General features: G+C 49.1%; 18 protein-coding genes and 1 pseudogene. 1 reads left to right on the top strand and 18 read right to left on the bottom strand.

Going from position 1 to position 20,906, the window contains the following annotated elements:
• Positions 1-144: 144 nt before the first annotated feature.
• The 15 genes and pseudogenes from DSM465_RS0116275 to DSM465_RS0116200 all read right to left on the bottom strand — a co-directional run bounded on the left by DSM465_RS0116275 (position 145) and on the right by DSM465_RS0116200 (position 16,697).
• Positions 145-1,626, bottom strand: a complete 1,482-nt coding sequence (locus DSM465_RS0116275; RefSeq protein ID WP_230459216.1) for an aldehyde dehydrogenase family protein — start codon at positions 1,624-1,626, stop codon at positions 145-147.
• Positions 1,616-1,798: a PaaD-like zinc ribbon domain-containing protein gene (locus DSM465_RS0116270; protein WP_008880628.1), complete on the bottom strand. Its 183-nt coding sequence runs from the start codon at positions 1,796-1,798 to the stop codon at positions 1,616-1,618. The genes DSM465_RS0116275 and DSM465_RS0116270 overlap by 11 nt, the downstream gene beginning before the upstream one ends.
• 354 nt (positions 1,799-2,152) lie before the next feature.
• Positions 2,153-3,640, bottom strand: a complete 1,488-nt coding sequence (locus DSM465_RS0116265) for an alkaline phosphatase family protein (RefSeq protein ID WP_008880627.1) — start codon at positions 3,638-3,640, stop codon at positions 2,153-2,155.
• Positions 3,641-3,807: 167 nt separating this feature from the next.
• Positions 3,808-4,119 carry a hypothetical protein gene (locus DSM465_RS0116260; RefSeq protein WP_008880626.1) on the bottom strand — a complete coding sequence of 104 codons (312 nt, stop codon included), beginning with the start codon at positions 4,117-4,119 and terminating at the stop codon, positions 3,808-3,810.
• Positions 4,120-4,436: 317 nt separating this feature from the next.
• Positions 4,437-5,567 carry a CapA family protein gene (locus DSM465_RS0116255; protein ID WP_008880625.1) on the bottom strand — a complete coding sequence of 377 codons (1,131 nt, stop codon included), beginning with the start codon at positions 5,565-5,567 and terminating at the stop codon, positions 4,437-4,439.
• A 342-nt stretch (positions 5,568-5,909) separates the two neighbouring features.
• Positions 5,910-6,206: a hypothetical protein gene (locus DSM465_RS19135; protein WP_008880623.1), complete on the bottom strand. Its 297-nt coding sequence runs from the start codon at positions 6,204-6,206 to the stop codon at positions 5,910-5,912.
• Positions 6,206-7,064, bottom strand: a pseudogene (locus tag DSM465_RS20330) (extracellular solute-binding protein); the annotation flags it as partial. The pseudogene DSM465_RS20330 and the gene DSM465_RS19135, both read right to left, overlap by 1 nt.
• A 133-nt stretch (positions 7,065-7,197) precedes the next feature.
• Positions 7,198-8,688, bottom strand: coding sequence for a peptide MFS transporter (locus DSM465_RS0116240; RefSeq protein ID WP_029761808.1), 1,491 nt, complete (start codon positions 8,686-8,688; stop codon positions 7,198-7,200).
• A 637-nt stretch (positions 8,689-9,325) separates the two neighbouring features.
• Positions 9,326-10,324, bottom strand: coding sequence for an alpha-ketoacid dehydrogenase subunit beta (locus tag DSM465_RS0116230; RefSeq protein WP_011887591.1), 999 nt, complete (start codon positions 10,322-10,324; stop codon positions 9,326-9,328).
• Complete coding sequence (pdhA, locus tag DSM465_RS0116225; protein ID WP_029761807.1) at positions 10,321-11,391, bottom strand: pyruvate dehydrogenase (acetyl-transferring) E1 component subunit alpha; 1,071 nt, start codon at positions 11,389-11,391, stop codon at positions 10,321-10,323. The genes DSM465_RS0116230 and pdhA overlap by 4 nt, the downstream gene beginning before the upstream one ends.
• A 52-nt stretch (positions 11,392-11,443) precedes the next feature.
• A complete protein-coding gene (locus DSM465_RS0116220) occupies positions 11,444-12,238 on the bottom strand; it encodes an ABC transporter ATP-binding protein (protein ID WP_011887592.1) in 795 nt (264 codons plus the stop codon).
• Positions 12,213-13,205, bottom strand: a complete 993-nt coding sequence (locus DSM465_RS0116215; RefSeq protein ID WP_008880613.1) for an ABC transporter permease — start codon at positions 13,203-13,205, stop codon at positions 12,213-12,215. The genes DSM465_RS0116220 and DSM465_RS0116215 overlap by 26 nt, the downstream gene beginning before the upstream one ends.
• A 24-nt stretch (positions 13,206-13,229) precedes the next feature.
• Positions 13,230-14,246, bottom strand: a complete 1,017-nt coding sequence (locus DSM465_RS0116210; RefSeq protein ID WP_029761806.1) for an ABC transporter substrate-binding protein — start codon at positions 14,244-14,246, stop codon at positions 13,230-13,232.
• 171 nt (positions 14,247-14,417) lie between these two features.
• Positions 14,418-15,560 carry a Glu/Leu/Phe/Val dehydrogenase dimerization domain-containing protein gene (locus DSM465_RS0116205; protein WP_029761805.1) on the bottom strand — a complete coding sequence of 381 codons (1,143 nt, stop codon included), beginning with the start codon at positions 15,558-15,560 and terminating at the stop codon, positions 14,418-14,420.
• A 186-nt stretch (positions 15,561-15,746) separates the two neighbouring features.
• On the bottom strand, positions 15,747-16,697 hold the full coding sequence (locus DSM465_RS0116200) for an NAD(P)H-dependent flavin oxidoreductase (RefSeq protein ID WP_029761803.1): 951 nt from the start codon (positions 16,695-16,697) through the stop codon (positions 15,747-15,749).
• A 68-nt stretch (positions 16,698-16,765) separates the two neighbouring features.
• On the opposite strand from DSM465_RS0116200, the gene DSM465_RS0116195 reads away from it, so the two are divergent.
• Positions 16,766-17,317, top strand: coding sequence for a gamma carbonic anhydrase family protein (locus DSM465_RS0116195; protein WP_029761802.1), 552 nt, complete (start codon positions 16,766-16,768; stop codon positions 17,315-17,317).
• Between the two features lie 189 nt (positions 17,318-17,506).
• Here DSM465_RS0116195 and paaX read toward each other — a convergent pair whose 3' ends face one another.
• From paaX to DSM465_RS0116180, 3 genes are all read right to left on the bottom strand, one after another.
• Positions 17,507-18,373 (bottom strand): phenylacetic acid degradation operon negative regulatory protein PaaX, encoded by an 867-nt coding sequence (gene paaX, locus DSM465_RS0116190; RefSeq protein WP_008880608.1) that lies wholly within the window; start codon positions 18,371-18,373, stop codon positions 17,507-17,509.
• A gap of 244 nt (positions 18,374-18,617) precedes the next feature.
• Positions 18,618-19,829 (bottom strand): 3-oxoadipyl-CoA thiolase, encoded by a 1,212-nt coding sequence (gene pcaF / locus DSM465_RS0116185; RefSeq protein ID WP_029761801.1) that lies wholly within the window; start codon positions 19,827-19,829, stop codon positions 18,618-18,620.
• Between the two features lie 41 nt (positions 19,830-19,870).
• Complete coding sequence (locus DSM465_RS0116180; protein ID WP_008880606.1) at positions 19,871-20,734, bottom strand: 3-hydroxyacyl-CoA dehydrogenase; 864 nt, start codon at positions 20,732-20,734, stop codon at positions 19,871-19,873.
• Positions 20,735-20,906: the final 172 nt, after the last annotated feature.

Raw genomic sequence — 20,906 nt, 5'->3', positions numbered from 1 at the left:
ATCCCCTCTTCTTTAACGACCGTCAAATATTTTTTCTCCACTGTTAGGACATTCGCCATTTTCATCCCTCCATAAATAATAGAATGATATATGTTAAGCACTGCTTACCATAGCTACGGTGATATTCACCTACAGGCTGTCTTGTTAAATGCCAAACAAGTTCAATGGCTTGCTGCCGATATAAGAGACGACACTTTTCGTTTCGGTGTACAAATTTAACGTTTCAAGCGCCAGCTCACGGCCAAATCCCGACTGTTTGTACCCGCCAAATGGCGTACCTGGGAAAGCGGAAATCGGCGAGTTCACCATGACAATTCCAGCTCGGATGCGCGAAGCGACGCGATGGGCTCTTCCGTGGTCTTTCGTCCATACAGCCGACCCTAAGCCGAAAATCGTCTCGTTCGCTTGTTGAATGACCTCTTCTTCGTCGCGAAACTTCATGACGACAACGACCGGCCCGAAAATTTCTTCCTGTGCCACGCGCATGTCATTTTTGACGTTTCCGATCACTGTCGGCATATACCAGTAGCCTTTCTCGAACTCTTCACCTTCGGGAATTTTTCCCCCGTACAAAACCTCGCCGCCTTCTTCTACTGCCAGCTTCACATAGCTGTCAATTACTTGCTGATGGCTTCGCGAAATGACCGCTCCCATATGTACCCCTTTTTCAAACGGGTTACCGACGCGGATGCGGGAAGCTTTTTCAAGAAATTTCTCCATAAACTCATCGTAAATGGCTTCGTGTACAAATAGCCGTGAGCGAGCTTCGCACGATTGCCCCGTATTGTAAAAAATGCCGTAAAGTGAACCATTGACAGCCGCTTCTATATCACAATCGTCAAACACGATATTTGGGGATTTCCCGCCGAGTTCGAGCGTCACCCGCTTCAACGTGCCAGAGGCGCGGCGCATAATGTCTTTGCCGGTTTCCGTCTCCCCGGTGAAAGCCACTTTATCAATCCCCGGGTGTTCGATCATATACGGACCGATTTCGGAACCGCTTCCCGTAATCACGTTAACAACCCCATCAGGAACCCCAGCTTCTTGGCAAATTTCCGCCAACATGTAAGCAGTGATCGGCGTGTAACTGGCCGGCTTTAACACGACTGTACATCCTGCCGCCAGTGCTGGGGCCACCTTCCAAGCCGCCATCATCAACGGATAGTTCCACGGGATAATTTGGCCGCATACGCCAACCGGCTCTTTCACTGTATAGTTGAAAAATCCGTTTGGAACTTGGTTGGTATCCCCTTGCAGCGTGATCGCCGCGGCCGCGTAAAATTCAAAATCCTCAATCGCCTGCAAAATTTGCCCTTTCGCTGCATCGACGGTTTTGCCGCTATTTAGCACTTCCGCGTACACGAAATCGTCGAATCGCTCTCTCATAAGGCTGGCGATTTGATTCAGCAAGCGTCCCCGTTTCGCAGCCGTCATTTTCGGCCATTTTCCCGATTCAAACGCCACGCGCGCCGCTTCGACAGCCCGGTCTACGTCCGCTTTTGTCGCCTTGGCGACCGTCGCGATCACTTCTTCTGTCGCCGGATTGATCACCTCAAACACTTCGCCGTTGCTGCTTTCGACATGCTGGCCATTAATGAACAACGGATAATGTCTCTTAATCTTCATGAATGGCCTCCCCTTTCCCCTTGTCATCGTTTCTCCATCTTACCCGTTCAAACACACTTTTGCATCGATGGCAATAATATTGCGACACAAGCTGAGCGGTTCCAAACATCGATAATGGCACCACATTCACCGAACCGCAAAATGAACAGCGTACCTCCTTACGTGCCGGCATCCGTCAGACACCTCTTTCGTTTTATTATGTTTTATTTAATATCGTATATTTAACATAATACTATATAAACCAACAATGCTTTGTCAATAATTCATACTGAAAAAACAGAATTTTTTGCTTTCAGCACTATCATCTATGTGCAATCACGCTCAGAAAATGAGTTTTTCTCAGTTCGAAACAACGAATTTTTTAACGTTACACTGCCGTTCACTGTATGAATTTCTTATTTTCACTTCTATGAAATGAAGACGATCGTTTAAATTTCCATAAAAATAAGACGGTGCTACGCACCGTCCCCACTGCTTTCGATCATTCCCGTTTCGTTTATGTATTTCGGGCGCGTCAACAAGCCTCTCACCCATTGGATCTGCGTGTTTCATCACTTTCCTCTTCAAGCAACGACAAAATCCATTCTTTTAAATCAATGACGCGCAAATGCTTCGGTGCTGAATTTGTTCCGGTGACGATCATCGGGATGAGCGAATCGTGACGATGCAATGCGCCATGGCTCGCCCCGCCGACATGGGTCGGTGACCCCTCGCCGATAAATTCAAATCCCGGAGCGGCGCTGGCAATCAGAAACGCCCCTCGGTGCGACGTCAAAGAACTATACAACCGAGCCAACGCGTCTGGATAGTCACCGTATGAAATGCGTCCGCTGCTAATCGTCAAATCGAGCACTCCTAGCTCCCCTTGGACATCCCACCGCTGCTCGTACTCGTCTATTTGCGCTCCGCCTGGCCGAAACATGAGTTTGCCGCCCCGAACGCCTGAAATGACGTGCGCTATGTTTCCCTCCAACCAGGCGATGACATCGATCCGATCGTCCTGCTGCAACACCTCGGCAAGTTTCACTAATGGAGCACGTTGTGGATCAAGCGTATAAATAAAAGCCATACGCTCATTCACCGCCAGAACGAGTTCGTCGTCGTTTTGCACTCCGCGTTTAAGCGCCATCACTTTGTACGGCTGAAGCAATCGGCGCAAGTCGATGAGCGCTTTGTTCCGGTCGGCGCGAATCGGTGCTTGCCCATTATCTCCGATGATCATCCAACATTGGTCGCGAAGCGCTTCCTCCCAACTCGGATAACAGTTTAAGATGGCTTGCAGCTGCTTGTCCGTTTGAGCGATCCCTTTCGTATCCATCGGCCCGTGCTTATGAACCATTTTGTCCATATCCGGAAAATAAACAATGGTAAAAGGCGGCAAACGGTCTGTCCGAATAAGATGAATGAGCTCTTGAGCAGAGAATCGATTGTTAAATCCATACCGTTGCCAAAAGTGGCCGTTCTGTTTTGATGGGCCGATCCGTGCAAATGATCCGTATGTAAACAAGCGAGCGCCATGCGTTTTCCGCCTAGTGCGAAATGGCTTGAACAAAGTGAGCAGCGCCGGCAGGCGAAGCGGATGATCTGTATTTCCGCGATACAAAAGCACGTTAATCGAGGCGCTTTCCTTTCCTTTGGCTGCTAGCTCCTCGTGGATCGTCGCGATACTCTGGCTTAAATGTTCGTTGTTCAAGCGGTATAACATATCATCGATCGCCCGCAAAAGACCAAGTTTCCATAACTCACGCACATGGCTTCCATAGTTGATCAACCGTTTTTCCTCGTCATGAAACCAAACAAGTCCAGGCACCCGGTGGACGTCCGCATACACCCCGGTCAAAAGTGAACTGTCGACCGTAACCGACATCGTCGGGAACGAAGTAACCACGTTCGGGTATACCGCCCCTTTTTCCATGAAAAACTGAAAAGCCGGGGCTGTTCCTTCGCCCACTGCTTTTTCTAGGGCGGGATACATTAATGAATCAATGATCAACAGAATAATCCGTTTTGGCACCGTTCATCTCCCTTTCACGATTATGTCGCCAAACCGCTGTAGAAAATCCCTTCCTACAGCGTTAGTTTAGCCAATATACATGAGAGGAAACCAAAGCGGGGGCATACTAACAGAAAAGGCCGGCAGTCACAGTGCTGCCGGCCGATTAAGCAAAAGAACAACAATCGTTATGTTTTCTCCTCATCTCTTGGCTGCCAAGGGGCCGTTTCTTGGGCGAATTCTGTTGTAGCGAGCGGCGCTGTTTCCATTCGGCGTTCCATCCATCGGTTTAAGCTGCGAATCATATTTTGCATAGGCATCCGGGACATCGGCGCCATACGCGTGCCTCTTTTGGCACCAAGCATCGCGGCGGCAACAGCGCCGAAACCTAAGCTGATAAGTGCCCATATAGCGTTATTGTTTCGCCGTCGTCTAGGAAGCATGAACCATTGATTCCATAGACCGCGCCGAACAGTGAACCATCGGGATAAGCGATCCATCACACATACACCTCCTTTGCCTAGCGGCTCCTGTTCAACGGTTAATATACGTTGCTGATGGAAAGTCATACGTGGAAAACGTTAGCGGACATGAACGGCCCGAATTGGCTAAAAAGATGCATAACAGTCGAAAACGATATTTGGGCGTATGGTGAAAAAGAGGAAAAAGGAGGCGCAAGCACGCAGATAAAAACGAACCGGCAACGAATGGTGCCTCTCTTGGGGGGGCAAGCTTCATAGCGGTTGGGAGCGCCTTAGCTATAAAATGGAAACTTGTCCAAACGTGAAAGGATGGCCGAAACAGAAGACCATCCGTTTTACTTCACTTCGTACGCTGTCCATGTCGGCGGTTTAATTTTTGCCGACAATGAGATAATTTTCTCTTTCACTCGGTTTGCTTCTTTTCCCGTAAGCGGCATCGGTTGATAATTGTTTCTTGTTGTCACCGACGAAATACAAAACGGGATGATGCGAATTTCTTTCTTCTCGGTCTGCTCGCCGTTTTGGAAATAAAACGTCTGCTGGAAGACAAACGTATCTTTGTCGCTCGGGTTTTTGTTTCCGCCAAATATAAAGTTACCGAGGCTGTAAACAATCATTTTGCCTTTATACTCTTCAATTCCTTGAACGACGTGCGGATGGTGGCCGACAACTAAATCGGCGCCGCTGTCAATCGCAAAGCGGCCGAGCGCTTTTTGTGTGCTGTTTGGCACATAGCTTCGTTCCACTCCCCAATGGAAATGAATGAGAACGAGATCGGCTCCTTCGTTTCGTAAGGCGAGAATGTCATCGGCAATTTGTTTGCGCAATGTACTTGTATCGCTCCAGCCTTCATAGCCAAGCGCTCCAATTTGAATGCCTTTGACAGTTTTCATCAGCCGGAGCGTCCGACCGAAATAGCCGATCTTTTCTTTTTTTAGATTGGCAATCGTATCGTTATACCCTTGTTGCAAGTAATCGTACGTATGATTGTTGGCCAAGTTGACAGCGTCAATGCCGCCATAAGTTAAAATTTTCGCATAGCTCGGATCACCGCGGAAACGAAATTGTTTGTTGGCCTTGCGCGTCGCAGTCGTCAGCGTCGTTTCCAAGTTGACAGTCGTAAAATCATCTTTTTGGAAGATCGGCTCAATATATTTTGTAAAGTAGCGCAAGCCATGCTTCTTCGCTTCATCGTCAAACGAATACATATAACCGTAATTTTCGTCGCGTCCAAGCGTCACATCGCCCGCTGCACTTAACGTGATGCTCACCTGTGAGGCACGTGCTATAGCCGCTTTGTCAGCTGGACTGGGCAGCGGCGGATGCGCAGCCACCGGCTTTGTCGCCTCGCTCCCTGTCGCTAACACCTCTTGAGCGCCACGCTCAGAGGCATTGCTGCATGAAAATAAACATAGCGATAAAATCAATATAAGTGCTGCATTTCTTCCCCTAACCAATGCATTCATTCCCCATTCCCCTATCTACCAATCGGTCTTTCCTCATGCAAGCAGAACGCCGAAAATTCAGCCCATGATACACCCGCTCCTCCCTTTCCCGACCGTCTAAGCCACCAAATGATCAGTTTTATACTTTTTCGACGATTTTCCCTTGTCTTCCTTTTTTGTCATTCTTTTTTATCTCATGAATGGTGAACCATTTACGGGCGATGCCCCCCTTATCTTTGGTATAATGAATATGTATGTATTTCCTCGCTAATTCCACACTTTGTACTCCCCTTTCTGCTCGGGTAATGTCCGAAACGATCCGATGGAAAAAGGCGTACTCACACAAGGCAGCTTCTTCATTAGTTAGCCAACCTTATGCGAAACATTGCGAACGATATGGCAGCGATGGAGCAGGGCATACAGACGACGAAGCAAGATATGAACGCCATGAAACAAGACATGAAAACATGAAGCAAGATAGAAACGGGATATGGACACTATGAGACAAGAAGTAGAGGCAGTAAAATAAAATAAAGAAGAAACGAATGGACAAACAGGAAGAAAAGCTTCATGGGCTGAAAGAAAATCAACCGATTCATCAAAAAGCCACACGAGATAGCCCCGTGTGGCTTTGCTTGCATCCTCATACGTCAATTCCATCAATTCTCCCCTTGCAATGCTCGACTCGTTGCTTCCACTGCTTTATTGAGGGTATCTTGCGCGTCAACTCCTTCGTATAACCGTTCCATCGCCTTCACGATACGTTGCCGCGATTCCGGAAAGACCGTGATGAGCGCCCCTTGGGTGGCAGGGGTTGATTTTGTTCCATGCAGTTGATCGACGGTCACTTTTAACTGCAGGTATCTGTGCCATTCATCTTTGACAAGCGGTTCCTCATAGGCTACCGGGTGGATGGCAAAATAACCCGTCCGCACATGCCACTCGGCTTGAACCGGAGCGGTTGTCAAGTATTTCATGAACTCCCACGCCGCCTTTTATTCCGCTTCGCTGCTTCCTTTTATCATCCAAAGCGAGACTCCTCCGATAATTGACCCCTTGGCGTTTGACCCCATCCGGAACAGGCAAATAGGAGACACCAACATCAAACGGTGAATGATTGATCACTGTTTTGACACCAGCGGACAAATCCAAGTACATCGCCACTTTCCCCACTTGAAAAGCGGCGCGCATATCATCCCAGTTTTGACCGGCGTGATAAAACGTGCCGCCCCGGTGCATGTTGCGGATCAGCTCAAACACCCGTTTTCCTTCCTCTTTATTAAACACTGCCTTCGTTGCATCGCCGCTTCGACCGTTATCACTGTTCACATCCAATCCCCCTTACACCGCCACCATTTCTTCAAAAAACCCGCCGTAGTTCAACATTGAAAATCCGTATTGCACTGTTTCGTTTCCTTCTTCGTCAGCTTTTTCTCAGCTTCTTTCAGCTCACTGTAGGTAAGCGGGGGGCTTCTTTGGATCGAGCTCGGCCTCGTGAAATGCATGTTTATTGTAAATACTGTCTAGACCTATTTTTTGATTTACGAGAAGAGTTTTTAGGGTAAAAAAAGACGCCCTGCTAACGCAGAGCGTCCTGCTTTTGAATTCCATTCTTTTCACTAAGTAACGACAAACCATCATCCAATCGCGATTAACGAACTCCTCTCATCAATCGCTGGATGCTTGGCGCTAGCGCGAATAAGATGAGACTCAATACGATGGCCGCCCCGCCGATCGTGCCAAAATACGCCGTTTCGTTTTCCGGCGTGTAAAAACGGACGAGTTGGGCGTTGATCGCTTGCGCTGCAGCGTTCGATAAAAACCAAAGGCTCATTGTTTGCGCCGAAAACGCCGCAGGGGCGAGTTTCGTCGTTGCCGACAGGCCGACTGGCGACAGACAAAGCTCACCGAGCACGACGATGAAATAGCTCAACACAAGCCAAATCGGATGGACGAGTTCTCCGGCGCTGAAATAACCTGGTACAAGGATGACGATAAACGACAGGCCAGCAAGCAAAAGACCAAGAGCAAATTTTTGCGGAATCGTCGGCTGCCGTTTACCAAGTTTCACCCACATCCAAGCGAATACTGGTGCTAAGGTGATAATAAACAACGGGTTCAGCGATTGGAACCAAGCCGGTGAAAGATGAATGCCAGCAACATCCAACTGTGTCCGTTTATCGGCATAATTCGCCAAAATGGTCGAACCTTGTTCTTGGATGGCCCAAAACATCGCCGAAGCGACAAACAGCGGTATGTAAGCAATGACGCGCGACCGCTCTTCGTCCGTCGTCTTCGGGCTGCGGTACATCACGACAAAATAAATAGTTGGAATGATGATACCTAAAATACCAACAAGCGAAATAAACGTTTCAATGGTAAACCAACCGTTTGGAATCAAGATAGCAAGCAATACAGCAATGACAATCGCTGCAACCGCAACGATCACAGTCGTTTTTTTCTTTTCAGCTGGCGTCAGCGGGTTCGGTACATACGTCCCAGCCAACCCGAGATTTTTCTTTCTTGTCGCCACAAATACAATAAGCCCAAGAAACATTCCAACAGCTGCGAGCCCGAAACCAAGATGGAAGTTGTATTTCATGCCGGCCGTGCCGACGACAAGCGGAGCCAAAAACGCCCCGAGGTTAATGCCCATGTAAAAAATGCTGAATCCAGCGTCGCGGCGGTCATCGCCCGGTTGATACATATCGCCAACAATGCTGGAGACGTTCGGTTTTAATAACCCTGTGCCAAGGACGATGAGCGCCATCGACACAAACAGCGCCGCCACCCCACCCGGGATCGCTAACGCAATATGACCGGCCATAATGAGAATGCCGCCATAAAAGACTGCCTTTGATGTTCCGAACACCCGGTCGGCAAGCCAGCCGCCGATAATGCCCGACATGTACACAAGCGCACCATAAATCGACGTAATCGCAAGCGCCAAATGCTCGTCGAGTCCTAATCCACCTTTCGATACTTCATAATACATGTAATACACTAAAATGGCCTTCATGCCATAGTACGAGAAGCGCTCCCAAAATTCTGTAAAAAAGAGCGTGAACAGCCCTTTCGGATGGCCGAAAAAGCCTCGCTGGGGAACGCTGGCAGCGATTTCTCGCTTATCGATTGGTGACATCAAAACCCCTCCTTCAATTCTTTTACTATAATAATTTATTATGTTTATATTGTCAAAAAACTTTTTGTAAAAAACTATAATTTATTTAACAAAAATGAGATTCTATCTTTTTATCTGAATAATACTATTTTGACAAAAATAATGAATGGTCGGAATATAATTTTCATCCCCGCCTACGCTCATGTTGAAGAAAGTGCCACATCGAGGCTGTCATCCCTCCAATACCTTTGCCGGCCAGCAGCAAGCCGCTGTTCGCCTTCTCATTTCTTCATCCGTTCACACTTTGTCCACACCGATAAATGACGATCGCGTCTCCATCAAAGCTTAGATCCTTGAAACAAGCATGAAACGCCCGCACTTCACACGCGGGCGTTTAGTTACGACAGACGACTTTTTGGGAGCGATGGAACAGGAAGAACAACAATGAAAAAGGACGTTTTCCGTTTGCATCATCCCCCCTTTATACAAAACAACGAGTTGAAGGGGGATGCTCTCCGTGCAACGGAAAACGTCCGAAGACTACTCCTTCATAAAATCTGTACAAAAGCTGATTGGATGAAAGCACGTTGCTGAGAGCCGCCTCTAGTCTGCTCGGGCATTACTTTCTGTCTGTCATGACGTTTCATTTCGTCAACCTTTAAGAGTCATTCATGACTTTTTCTATTGCATGCAAAACACGCGCCGGCGTTGGCAAATAGTCATCTTCATGAGCGAAGAACGGCACGGGGACATCAAATCCAGTCACCCTTTCGGCCGGTGCTTTTTGATAGAAAAACGATGTATCGTTGATGACAGCCAAAATATCATTGGCCAATCCACCTGTAGCGTGCGCTTCTTGAACAATCACTGTTCTTCCTGTCTTTTGCACTGACTCGGCGATCATATCTTTGTCAAGAGGATAAAGTGTACGAAGATCAATGACATCAGCATCAATTCCCTTTTTCGCTGCGGCTTCTGCCGCCTTCATAGCGACCGGCACCATCGCTCCCCACGCGATGACCGTCACGTCCTCCCCTTCGCGCAGTTTTTTTCCTTTGCCGATGTCAACCGTATACTTTCCTTCAGGAACGTCTTCGCGGAACGCCCGATAGTTGCGCATCGGCTCTAAAAACAGCACAGGGTCTGGATCTTCAATCGCAGCGATCAACAGCCCTTTGGCGTCATACGGCGACGACGGGCAAACGACTTTCACCCCTGGCATATGGGTAAACAGCGCTTCCGTGCTGTCTGAATGAATTTCCGGAGCTCGCACGCCTGCGCCATATGGAGCACGAATCACCAATGGAACCGTAAAATGCCCCCTCGTCCGCGAGCGCATACGCGCCGCGTGGGTCATGATTTGTTCATAGGCTGGATAAATAAAACCTAAAAATTGAATTTCGACAACAGGACGAAAGCCATTTAGCGCCATTCCAATCGCTGCACCTGTAAACCCCGCCTCGCTTAACGGAGTGTCAATCACCCTCTCCTCACCAAACTCCTGAAGCAGTCCGTCGGTGGCACGAAACACACCGCCGTTTCTTCCTACGTCTTCCCCGAGCAAAACGACATCGTCGCGCTCTTTTAACATGATGCGAAGCGCATCATTGACCGCCTGCACGAGTGTGAGCGATTTTGTGCTTACTTTTACACTCATCCTTCCATCACCCGTTTCCAATGAAGATAAGCCTCTTTCTGCTCAGCAATCGTCCACGTCGGTTCAGCGAATACGTAATCAAACATGTCGGACGCGTTGGCTTTTGGATAGCGCTCCATCTCAGCCACCGCCTGCTCGATCTCCGCGTTGACTTCTTCCTGTACTTGATTTGCCCATTGTTCATTCCACCAGCCTTCCCTTTGCATCAATCGCTCCACCCGCTTGATGGGGTCAGTGGTTTCACGCCGTTTCTTGCTCTCTTCTTGGTCACGGTATCTTGACGGATCGTCGGACGTCGTATGAGCGCCATAGCGCCATGTTACCGCTTCGATTAACGTCGGTCCTCCTCCGTGTCTCGCTCGTTCGAGCGCCTCAGCTGTTTGAAAATACACGGCAAACACGTCATTTCCATCGATGCGGACACCAGGGATGTCGTACGCCAACGCTTTTTGTGCAATCGTCTTTGACCTCATCTGGCGGGTGATCGGAACGGAAATCGCATATTGGTTGTTTTGATTGAAAAAGACGACAGGAGCATTGAAAACGCTCGCAAAATTCAATCCCTCATGAAAATCTCCTTCCGATGTCGCTCCATCCCCGAAGTACACAATGACGGCATTTTTCGTTCCCTTCCATTTCTCAGCACACGCTGCTCCCGCCGCATGGGGAAGCTGCGTGGCAATCGGAACGCTCGGCGGAACGATTTTTTTCCCTTTAGGCGGAACACACCCTTCTGTCCGCCCCTTCCAATACAAAAGTGTGTTCACTAAAGACCGGCCAAACGTCATCATCGCCCCGTGATCGCGGTAAGTCGGAAACATCCAATCCTCATCGTTGAGCGCTAGCGCACTTCCAACTTGACATGCCTCTTGCCCTTCGTACGGCACATAAGTGCCGATGCGCCCTTGCCGTTGAAGACTGACACATTTTCTATCAAACGTTCTCGTACGAATCAGATGGCGATACATCACCATCGTCAATTCTTTTGTTATTCGTTCGCGATACTCGGGCTGCACTACTGTTCCTTCTTCATTCAATACTTGCCAAATCGGAAAGTCCCGTTCCATAACATTCCTCCTCTCCATGATTGGCTCATTGTATAAGCATCTGACCGCTCGATTAGCTCAATACCGCCCGATCACTCGCTAGTTGTTCCCCACGGATGCGTCGGAATTCCGCCAATAGTTTTTCTACTGTTAAGCTTTTCTTTTCATGTTCATCTACCTCTAAAATGATCTGTCCTTTATCCATCATGATGAGACGGTTTCCTAAATCGATGGCTTGTTGCATATGATGAGTAACCATCAATGTGGTTAATTGATAGCGCGCAACAATCTCTTTAGTTAAGTGAGTCACCAGCTCCGCCCTTGCTGGGTCAAGTGCTGCTGTATGTTCATCAAGCAACAAAATGTCCGGTTCAGTAAATGTCGCCATCAGCAACGACAACGCCTGTCGCTCGCCGCCTGAAAGCAAGCCGACTTTCGTTTGAAGACGGTTTTCTAAACCAAGGTGGAGCGTAGAGAGCGCTTCTCGAAAGTCATCGCGCCGCTTTTTCGTCACTCCGCGGCGAAGTGTGCGCTTTTGACGACGCGCATACGCCATCGCCAAATTCTCCTCAATCGTCATGTTCGGCGCTGTTCCCGCCATCGGATCTTGAAACACCCTTCCGATATAGCGGGAACGAACATATTCTGGCATCATGGTGACATCTTGACCGTTAATAGAAATCGTTCCTTCATCAGGAAACAGCACTCCGGAAATCAAATTCATCAACGTCGACTTGCCCGCTCCGTTGCTGCCGATAATGGTGACAAAATCGCCCTTTTGCAGCGTTAAGTTAATATTTTGAAGCGCTATTTTTTCATCCGGAGTTCCTTCATGAAATATCTTATAAATTCCTTTTAACTGCAACATCCCCTTCACCCCTTTCGGCAGCAGCAGCCACAAAGGCTTGTGCCCGCTCTCGCCTTTTTTCCTCTTTGTACTTTTTCTCCCGTTGGTGCCGCACCATTTGCGGAACAACAAGGGCCAAAATAACGATGCATGCCGTAATGAGCTTCACATCTCCCGTTTCTAAAAATTGCGCACGCAATGCAAGGCTCACTACAATCCGGTAAATGATCGCCCCGCCGATCACAGCGAATGTGGCGCGCGCGATCGTTTTTGTTCCAAATATCGCTTCACCGATAATGACGGAAGCAAGGCCAATAATAATCATGCCGATCCCCATGCCGACATCGGCAAAAGCGCCGTATTGGGCAATGAGCGCACCTGAGAACGCCACCATGGCATTGGAAAGGCCTAATCCCAACACAATAAGCAAATTCGTATTTGCCGAAAAGCTGCGAATCATGCGTGGGTTATCGCCAGTGGCCCGAATGGCGAGCCCAATTTCTGTCTGCAAAAACCAATCGGTGAACCATTTAAACAGCAGCACAAGCAATGTCATCGACAGAAGAATTCCCCATGTTTTCGCCACAGCCGGTTCAAGGCCGATTTTCGTCCCCCATTCTTGAACGTTCGTAAAGATCGTTTCTTGATTGAGAAGCGGTACATTCGAACGTCCCATGATGCGAAGATTGATCGAATACAGCGCGATCATCATTAAAATTCCCGATAAAAGTGAGTTGATTTTCCCCATCGTATGAAGAAGCCCGGTCATGCATCCGGCAATGAATCCTACGAAAAGGGCCAGACATGTTGCCACCAACGGATGAACACCGCTGACAATCAGCGTTGCCGCCACCGCCGCACCTGTCACAAAGCTACCATCCACTGTTAAATCGGGAAAATCCAAAATACGGAACGACAAATACACCCCTAACGCCATAATGGCATAAATAATTCCTGATTCGATCGCACCAGTAATTGCTGTCAACAAGAGCGGTCATCCTTTCGAATTGGTTTATTCGATGTATTCGGCCATTTGATCCCATTCGGGCTTCAGTTTGATCCCTTGTTTTTCCGCCGCTTGCTTATTGATTACAAGTTTTAATTTTTTTGGATATTCCGGTTTGATTTCCGCTGGTTTTGCTTCCCCTTTTAAAATCGCTACCGCCATTTCACCAGCTTGATAGCCGATATCATAGTAGTCAAACCCGTACGCCGCAAAGCAGCCTCGTTTTAATGAATCAAGCTCCCCGGTAAAAACAGGGATTTTTTTCTCATTGGCAACGCTTACAACTGACTCAATGGCAGATACAACCGTATTATCTGTTACGATATAAAACACATCTGCTTTGCCTACTAACGACTCGGCTGCCTGCTTCACCTCTGCTGTTGTCGAAACAGACGCTTCTACCAGCTTCAAATCCGTTTGTTTTGCAGCCTCTTTCACTTTTTCAATTTGGGCCAAAGAGTTTTGTTCGCCTGCGTTATAAATGAGTCCCACTGTTTTAGCTTCCGTTTGCTCATCAATAAATTGAATTGTTTTTCGAATCGCATCGGGATGACTATCGGTTGTTCCGGTAATGTTGTCCCCCGCTTGATCCATTGATGGGACTAGACTGGCACCGACCGGATCTGTAACAGATGTAAACACGATCGGAATGTCCTTTGTTGCATTGAGCGCACTTTGGGCACTCGGAGTCGAATTGGCGAAAATCAAGTCAACCCCATCCGATACAAAATTATTGGCGATCGTTTGACTATTGTTCATGTCTCCTTGGGCATTTTGGATATTGTACTGAACATTTTCTCCCTCTTTAAATCCCCCGTCTTCTAACGCCTCCTTAAATCCGTCGAAGGCAGCATCCAATGATGGATGTTGAATAATTTGCGTGACACCAATAGTAACTGTTTTCTCCCCCTTTCCGTTCTCTTTCATGCCACTTGTTGCACTCTGTTCTTCTCCTTTACACCCCGAGAGTACCAATATGCTGAAAAGGATCGGTACACCGAAACGTTTGATCGTCTGTTTCATCCATATTCCCCCTTCTCCTTGAATAGCCATTGGCTAGATTGGTAGCTTTTTATTACTGAATTTTCTGCAAAAGATCTCTATAAAAAGTGGGCATGCCCCCGGTATAGCTGCATGAAAATTCGTTCATTTTTAGGTATGAAAGCGACTCTTTCCGATCCGTTTTCTCCTCTCCTAACGACGGATATCCCACTTCGGCCGTTTTTGATGCGCAAAGAAATGATTGCGTTGTTTACGCTTTTCGAGCCGCTCTTCACAAAATTGATCGGCGGCGTCCATCGTCGTTATCCCTTCCGATTCAGCTCGTGTATAAATGGCGATCAGTGTATCATAAATCGCTTTCGTTTTCGCCAACACTCGCTCTTTGTTCGCTCCGTACAGTTCATCGGCCACCTGAATCAGCCCGCCGGCGTTGACAATGTAATCGGGAGCATATACAATGCCTCTTTCTTTCAACATACGGGCATGGCGTTTGTCGACCAGCTGGTTGTTCGCTGACCCGACGACCGCTTTTACCCGCAGGCTGGCGGCTGTTTCATCGTTTATGACACCGCCAAATGCACACGGGACAAACACATCAGCATTGACGCGATAAATCTCCGTCCCATTGACAGGTTTTACTAACGCTCCGATTTGTTTCCCATACGCCACCACCTCTTCAACCGCCGCTTCGTTCAAATCGCATACATACAGATCAGCCCCTTCTTCAAGTAAGCGAAACGCCACTTTTTTTCCCACTTTCCCAAGCCCTTGCACCGCGTATGTTTTTCCATGCAAATTTTTGTTGCCAAACGCAACATAGTTCGTCGCCTGGATACCGTAAATGACACCGGCGGCAGTCGGCACCGATGAGTCGCCGCTTCCTCCATACGCTTCGGGGACGCCAACAATGCAGTTTGTCTCCTTCAGCGCATGCACGAAATCATCCGGTGTCGTCCCCATATCAGTGCCGGTGTAAAAGCGCCCACCTAGCGACTCAACGAACTGACCGAAAGCCCGAAACAATTCCGGTGATTTGTCTTTGCGCGGATCACCGATGATCACCGCTTTGCCGCCGCCAAAGTCGACATCGGCAGCCAAGCATTTATACGTCATCCCTTTGGATAGTCGAAGCACATCCGCTAACGCCTCTTCCGTTGTCGCATACGGATGCATCCGACAGCCGCCAAGCGCCGGTCCAAGCGCCGTGCTATGAATGGCGATGATCGCGTTCAGCCCGGTCGCTTCATCATGGCAAAACACAATTTGTTCATGCTCACGCATTTGTTCAAATAAGTCGAAGCTCTGTGCCCTTTCTGATGACAACATGACATTCATCGCTTCCTCTCCCCTTTGCTTTACCGCTTGAAAGCGTTTTCAAGTTAATATAACAAAAAATATGCAAACGTTAAAAAATCGTTATACTATTTCAATAGTAACTATGGTGGTTATAAGTGTCAACCCCCTTCCCAACCATTTTCTTTCGTCAAAAAAAGACGCCGTTTGACAGGCGTCTTTTTAATATCAGGAAAATATAGCGGATAATGAGCGCCATTGTGCTTTTGCTTCGGTCATCATTTGTTCAAACAACTCAGCGACGGTTGGCACATCATCGATGAGGCCGGCGATTTGTCCAGCATTGATAAACCCTTCCTGAAAATCCCCAGAGAGCGCGCCACGGCGATGGCGTTCTTCAGACGTATATTCTTGGAATTGCTCAGGCAGCATGCCTTGCCGCTCATATTCAAGCAGCTTCTCAGCATACGGCGTGCGCATAATGCGGCGGACGCGCCCGACCGAACGACCGACGATGACCGTTTCGTTGTCTTTCGCTTTGATAAGTTCCTGTTTATACGCTTCATGAAACGGAGCTTCTTTCGTTGCTACAAGCCTTGTGCCTAGCTGCACCCCTTGGGCGCCGAGAGCCATCGCAGCGAGCAAACCACGCCCATCACCAATGCCGCCGGCGGCGATGACAGGAATGCGAACAGCGCTGACAATTTGTGGAATAAGCGTCATCGTTGTCAACTCGAGCGGTGAGTTGATCCCTGCCGCTTCATACCCTTCGGCAACGACGATATCCGCTCCAGCTGCCTCCGCCTTTTTCGCTTGGTTGACCGATGCAGTAACAACCATAACTTTGATGCCGTGTGCGGCAAACTGTGGAATCCATGGCGCAGGGTTACCGGCAGAAAGGGAAACAACAGGCACTTGATGTTTGATGACAAGCTCGGCCATTTCGGCAGCGTGCGGTGTCACTTGCAACGGAATGTTCACCGCAAACGGTCGGCTTGTCCGATGTTTCGTTTCGACAATCAGCGTCTCCACCTCATCGGGTGGCATCGTTCCGACCCCAATCGTTCCTAGTCCCCCCGCCTCGGACACGGCGCTTGCCAGCTCAGCATTGCTGATGTTGCCCATCCCCCCTTGGATGATCGGATAACGAAGACCGAGCAGTCGACAAACATCATTCATAACATTCCCACCTCGTAAAAAATATGTTATACTAATCATAACGATACCATATTTTTGGGGGGATGGGAATGCTTTATCCGTATAACGGAAAAAAACCGAACGTTCACGAAAGCGTCTTTATTGCACCTGGAGCTCGAGTCATTGGCGATGTCACCGTCGGAGAAGAATCGACGATTTGGTTTAATGCCGTGTTGCGCGGCGATGAAGGGCCGATTACAATCGGTGCGCGAACGAGCATTCAAGACAACACGACATGTCATTTGTACGAAGGCTCTCCGCTTGTTATCGAAGATGAAGTGACCGTGGGGCATAATGTCGTACTCCATGGCTGCACAATCCGGCGCCGCTCAATCATTGGCATGGGATCAACTATTTTGGATGGAGCTGAAATCGGAGAGGAATGCATTATTGGCGCCAACACCCTCATCCCGTCCGGCAAAAAAATTCCGCCACGTTCGCTTGTGGTCGGCTCTCCAGGCCAAGTTGTGCGTGAATTAACGGACAAAGACTTGGCGCTTATTCAGCTGTCGATCGATACATACGTCCAAAAAGGGAAAGAGTACCGAAAACAACTGACAGCTGCTGAGTCAACTGACAAAGAAACAAGCAAACAAGTTTAAAGCGGTTTCAAAATCGTTGCGGCGCGTGTAGGGAAAGTTGGGAATCATCTCGCAGGTAAAGCCGCGTACTAATCCCTCTTTCCCACCGCTCTATTCCGTTTTCTGTCTCGGGCATCGTGGTCATTGGCAAAATGTTCATCATTACACAAAACGAGATGCATAGCTTGGCTTGCGCCATGCACCACGAATTCACTCAAACGACACCTTTTCTTTCTCCTGTTCTCCCTTTTTGCCAAGCTCCGCTCCTTCTCGAAATACCGCCTCAAAAAAGCGGCTGGCTGGCGCGGCAAGCTGTTGGTAGTAGTCATTGAACAAGGCAGCGGCATGGCTTCCCATCCACTCGTCTGGCAGCAATTCCTCAGGTAACCCCGGATCGATAAATAAAAACTTCCGATATTCATGAACGAGCTTCGTCCGTTCAACGAAACATTCCGCATCTGACATTTCGCCACGTTCGATTTTATGTTTATCAATCACGTATTTTTGACTATAAGTGACGATAAACTGCTCATATTTTTGATTGATTTCTTCTAAGTTCCAACACTTTTCGACGAGCTGTTTGTTCATGTGCGGCCCATCATACTCAGCAAGGAAAAAGTCAACGTACGGGTGAATATGATACTTGTCAATTAAGTCATACACTTGCTGCTCCAAATTATTCGGCGAGATCCAACAGCTGTTCGAAATCGTGCCAAACCCGCTCCAAACAAGCTCCTTTCGCAATTCGTCGCGCAAATGCCGCTTGTCTTCAGGAATCGTATAAATGAGAATGCGCCATTTGCCGTCCCAATGCTCGGGCCGCGTTTTATAAATGCGGCGCGCCGCCTCTTCCATCCGCTTCACACCGCGCTCAGTGAGTGAGTAATAGCTTTTATTGCCGCGTTTTTCAGCCCGAATCCAACCTTGTTTGCTCATGCGTGACACCGCTGCCCGCACCGCTTGGTCATTATGGCCAAACTCGCGAAGGAGGCGGATTAAGCTCCCGATCCAAATTTCACCGCCGTAATGGCGGATGTAGTCGCCGTAAATCGTGAAAATCATCGAGCGTGTATTCATCTGGACGGACTCCCTTTACCTTGTTTTTGAAATATAATCGTAACAAACTTTTATAACGGTGGCAAGTCGGGCGAGAAAAAAGCGGAATAAAAAGAGCCGCACCGCTGAAGGCAGGCGGCTCCCGACGGTTGCGAACAGGCGGCATTGGACGGAATGATCGAATGGCCGGCATTGAGGAAACAGCGGCACACTCAAGCATCCCTTCATCATGACTAGGTATCTCTCAACCCCTAGCCCAACGCTCTCACTGTTCGTCCGCATTTTTGACAATCGTTGCGATCCCTTGGCCGACGCCGATGCACATCGTCGCCAAGCCATAGGTGACGCCTCGTTTTTGCATTTCATAAATCAACGTCGTCAATATGCGGGCACCACTCGCCCCAAGCGGATGGCCAAGGGCAATCGCTCCGCCGTTGACGTTGACTTTCTCTCGGTCAAGCTCAAGCTGACGAATGCACTCGAGCGCTTGCGAAGCGAACGCTTCGTTCAGCTCGACAAGCCCGATGTCATCAACGGACAGGCCGGCGCGGCGCAGCGCTTTGCGCGTCGCAAAAATCGGACCGATTCCCATTACGGCTGGTTCAACGCCGGCGACGGCTGACGTCACATATTTGGCTAACGGCTTCAAGCCGAGCGCTTTCGCTTTATCGGCACTCATCAACAACAGCGCCGCCGCCCCGTCGTTCACTCCAGAAGCATTGCCGGCTGTCACCGTGCCGTTTTCAAACAGCGGCGGCAGTTTTGCCAGCTTCTCAAGCGTCGTATCCGGACGCGGATGCTCATCCTTGTCGACAACAATCTGGTTGCCTTTCCGATCATAGTACACAACTGGCACCAATTCATCCGCAAACCGGTTCGTTTCCATCGCCCGTTTCGCTTTCATTTGGCTCTCATAGGCAAACTCGTCCTGCGCCTCGCGCGTAATGCCAAACCGCTTCGCTACGTTTTCCGCCGTTTGTGGCATGCTGTCGGTGCCGTACATTTCCTGCATTTTCGGATTGATAAAGCGCCAGCCGATCGTTGTATCATACATTTCGATATTGCCGCGTGGAAAATCACTTGACGGCTTCGCCATCACAAACGGAGCGCGCGTCATGCTTTCCACGCCGCCGGCGATCATAATATCCGCCTCATCGGCGAAAATGGCCCGCGCTGCATAATTAACAGCATCGAGCCCGGAACCGCACAACCGATTGATCGTTACCCCCGCTACTTCCTTCGGCAATCCGGCTAAAAGTGCGGCCATGCGGGCAACGTTCCGGTTGTCTTCACCGGCTTGATTCGCATTACCGAAGACGACGTCATCAATTTGTTCCACCGGCAAGTTCGGATTCCGCTCGATCAGCGCGCGAATAACGACGGCGGCCAAATCGTCCGGCCGCACCTCTTTTAATGCCCCTTTGTAGCGGCCGATCGGTGTGCGCACAGCATCAACAATGACAACCTCTCTTCCCATCTTTTCTCCCCCTTGCCAACCGTAGCCGAGCGATCGGCTTGTCAGTCGTTTTCTCGATTCGTATAATCATAGACACCACGGCCAGTTTTGCGGCCAAGACGGCCGGCCTTCACGTATTGTTCAAGCAGCGGCGCTGGGCGATACTTTTCACCTAATTTTTCATGCAAATATTTTAAGTTGTTCAACCGTGTATCAAGCCCGACTAAATCAGCCAGCTCAAACGGGCCCATCGGAAAATTCAGGCCAAGTTTAATGGCTTTATCGATTTCTTCCGGCGTACCCACTCCTTCTTGAAGCATATAGAACGCTTCATTACCGACAAGCGCGCTGATTCGGCTTGTCACAAACCCCGGAAACTCATTGACAACAACGGTCTCTTTCCCCATTCGCTCAGCGACTTCTTTCACGACTTGCGCCGTCTCATCACTCGTCTCCAAGCCGCGGATAATTTCAACGAGCTTCATTTTATGCACCGGGTTGAAAAAGTGCATGGCGATCACTCGATCCGGCCGCTTCGTAAACGAGCCGATCTCCGTCGGGCTCATCGTGGACGTATTGGTGGCCAAATAACAAGATGCCGGCGCATGAGCATCGATTGTCTCAAATACTTGTTTTTTCAACTCTAGCTTTTCCGGTACTGCCTCAATAACCAAATCAGCTCCCTGTACCGCAGCAACTAGATCAAGCGAATACGAAAGACGCGTCTCCGCTTCTTGGCGCGCGCCAGGCGTCAATTTTCCTCGAGCGACCGCTTGTTCAAAAATGGAAGTGATTTCGTTCCGAGCACTGTCTAGTTGTTCTTGCTTCACATCAACCAACGTCGTCTGAAACCCTCCGACAGCGCCAACGTAAGCAATTCCTCTCCCCATCACGCCGCTGCCGACAACAACAAGACGTTCGATCATCGTCTTCCCCCTCTCCTATTTCACGTGTATAGCGGTGAACACTGCAAGTCGTCGGATGCTCGTCGCCAAACGGCGGAACCGTTTCCAACAACAACGATGGGGCACGGCCAACGGCCAAACACACCCCATCGCCGGTTGTCGCACACTCTATAAACTAAGACGTCATCCAAAT

The sequence above is a fragment of the Geobacillus thermodenitrificans subsp. thermodenitrificans DSM 465 genome, assembly GCF_000496575.1.
Taxonomy (GTDB): domain Bacteria; phylum Bacillota; class Bacilli; order Bacillales; family Anoxybacillaceae; genus Geobacillus; species Geobacillus thermodenitrificans.
The sequence above is the reverse complement of the archived record's forward strand: the minus strand, read 5'-3'. Positions and strand labels throughout refer to the sequence as shown.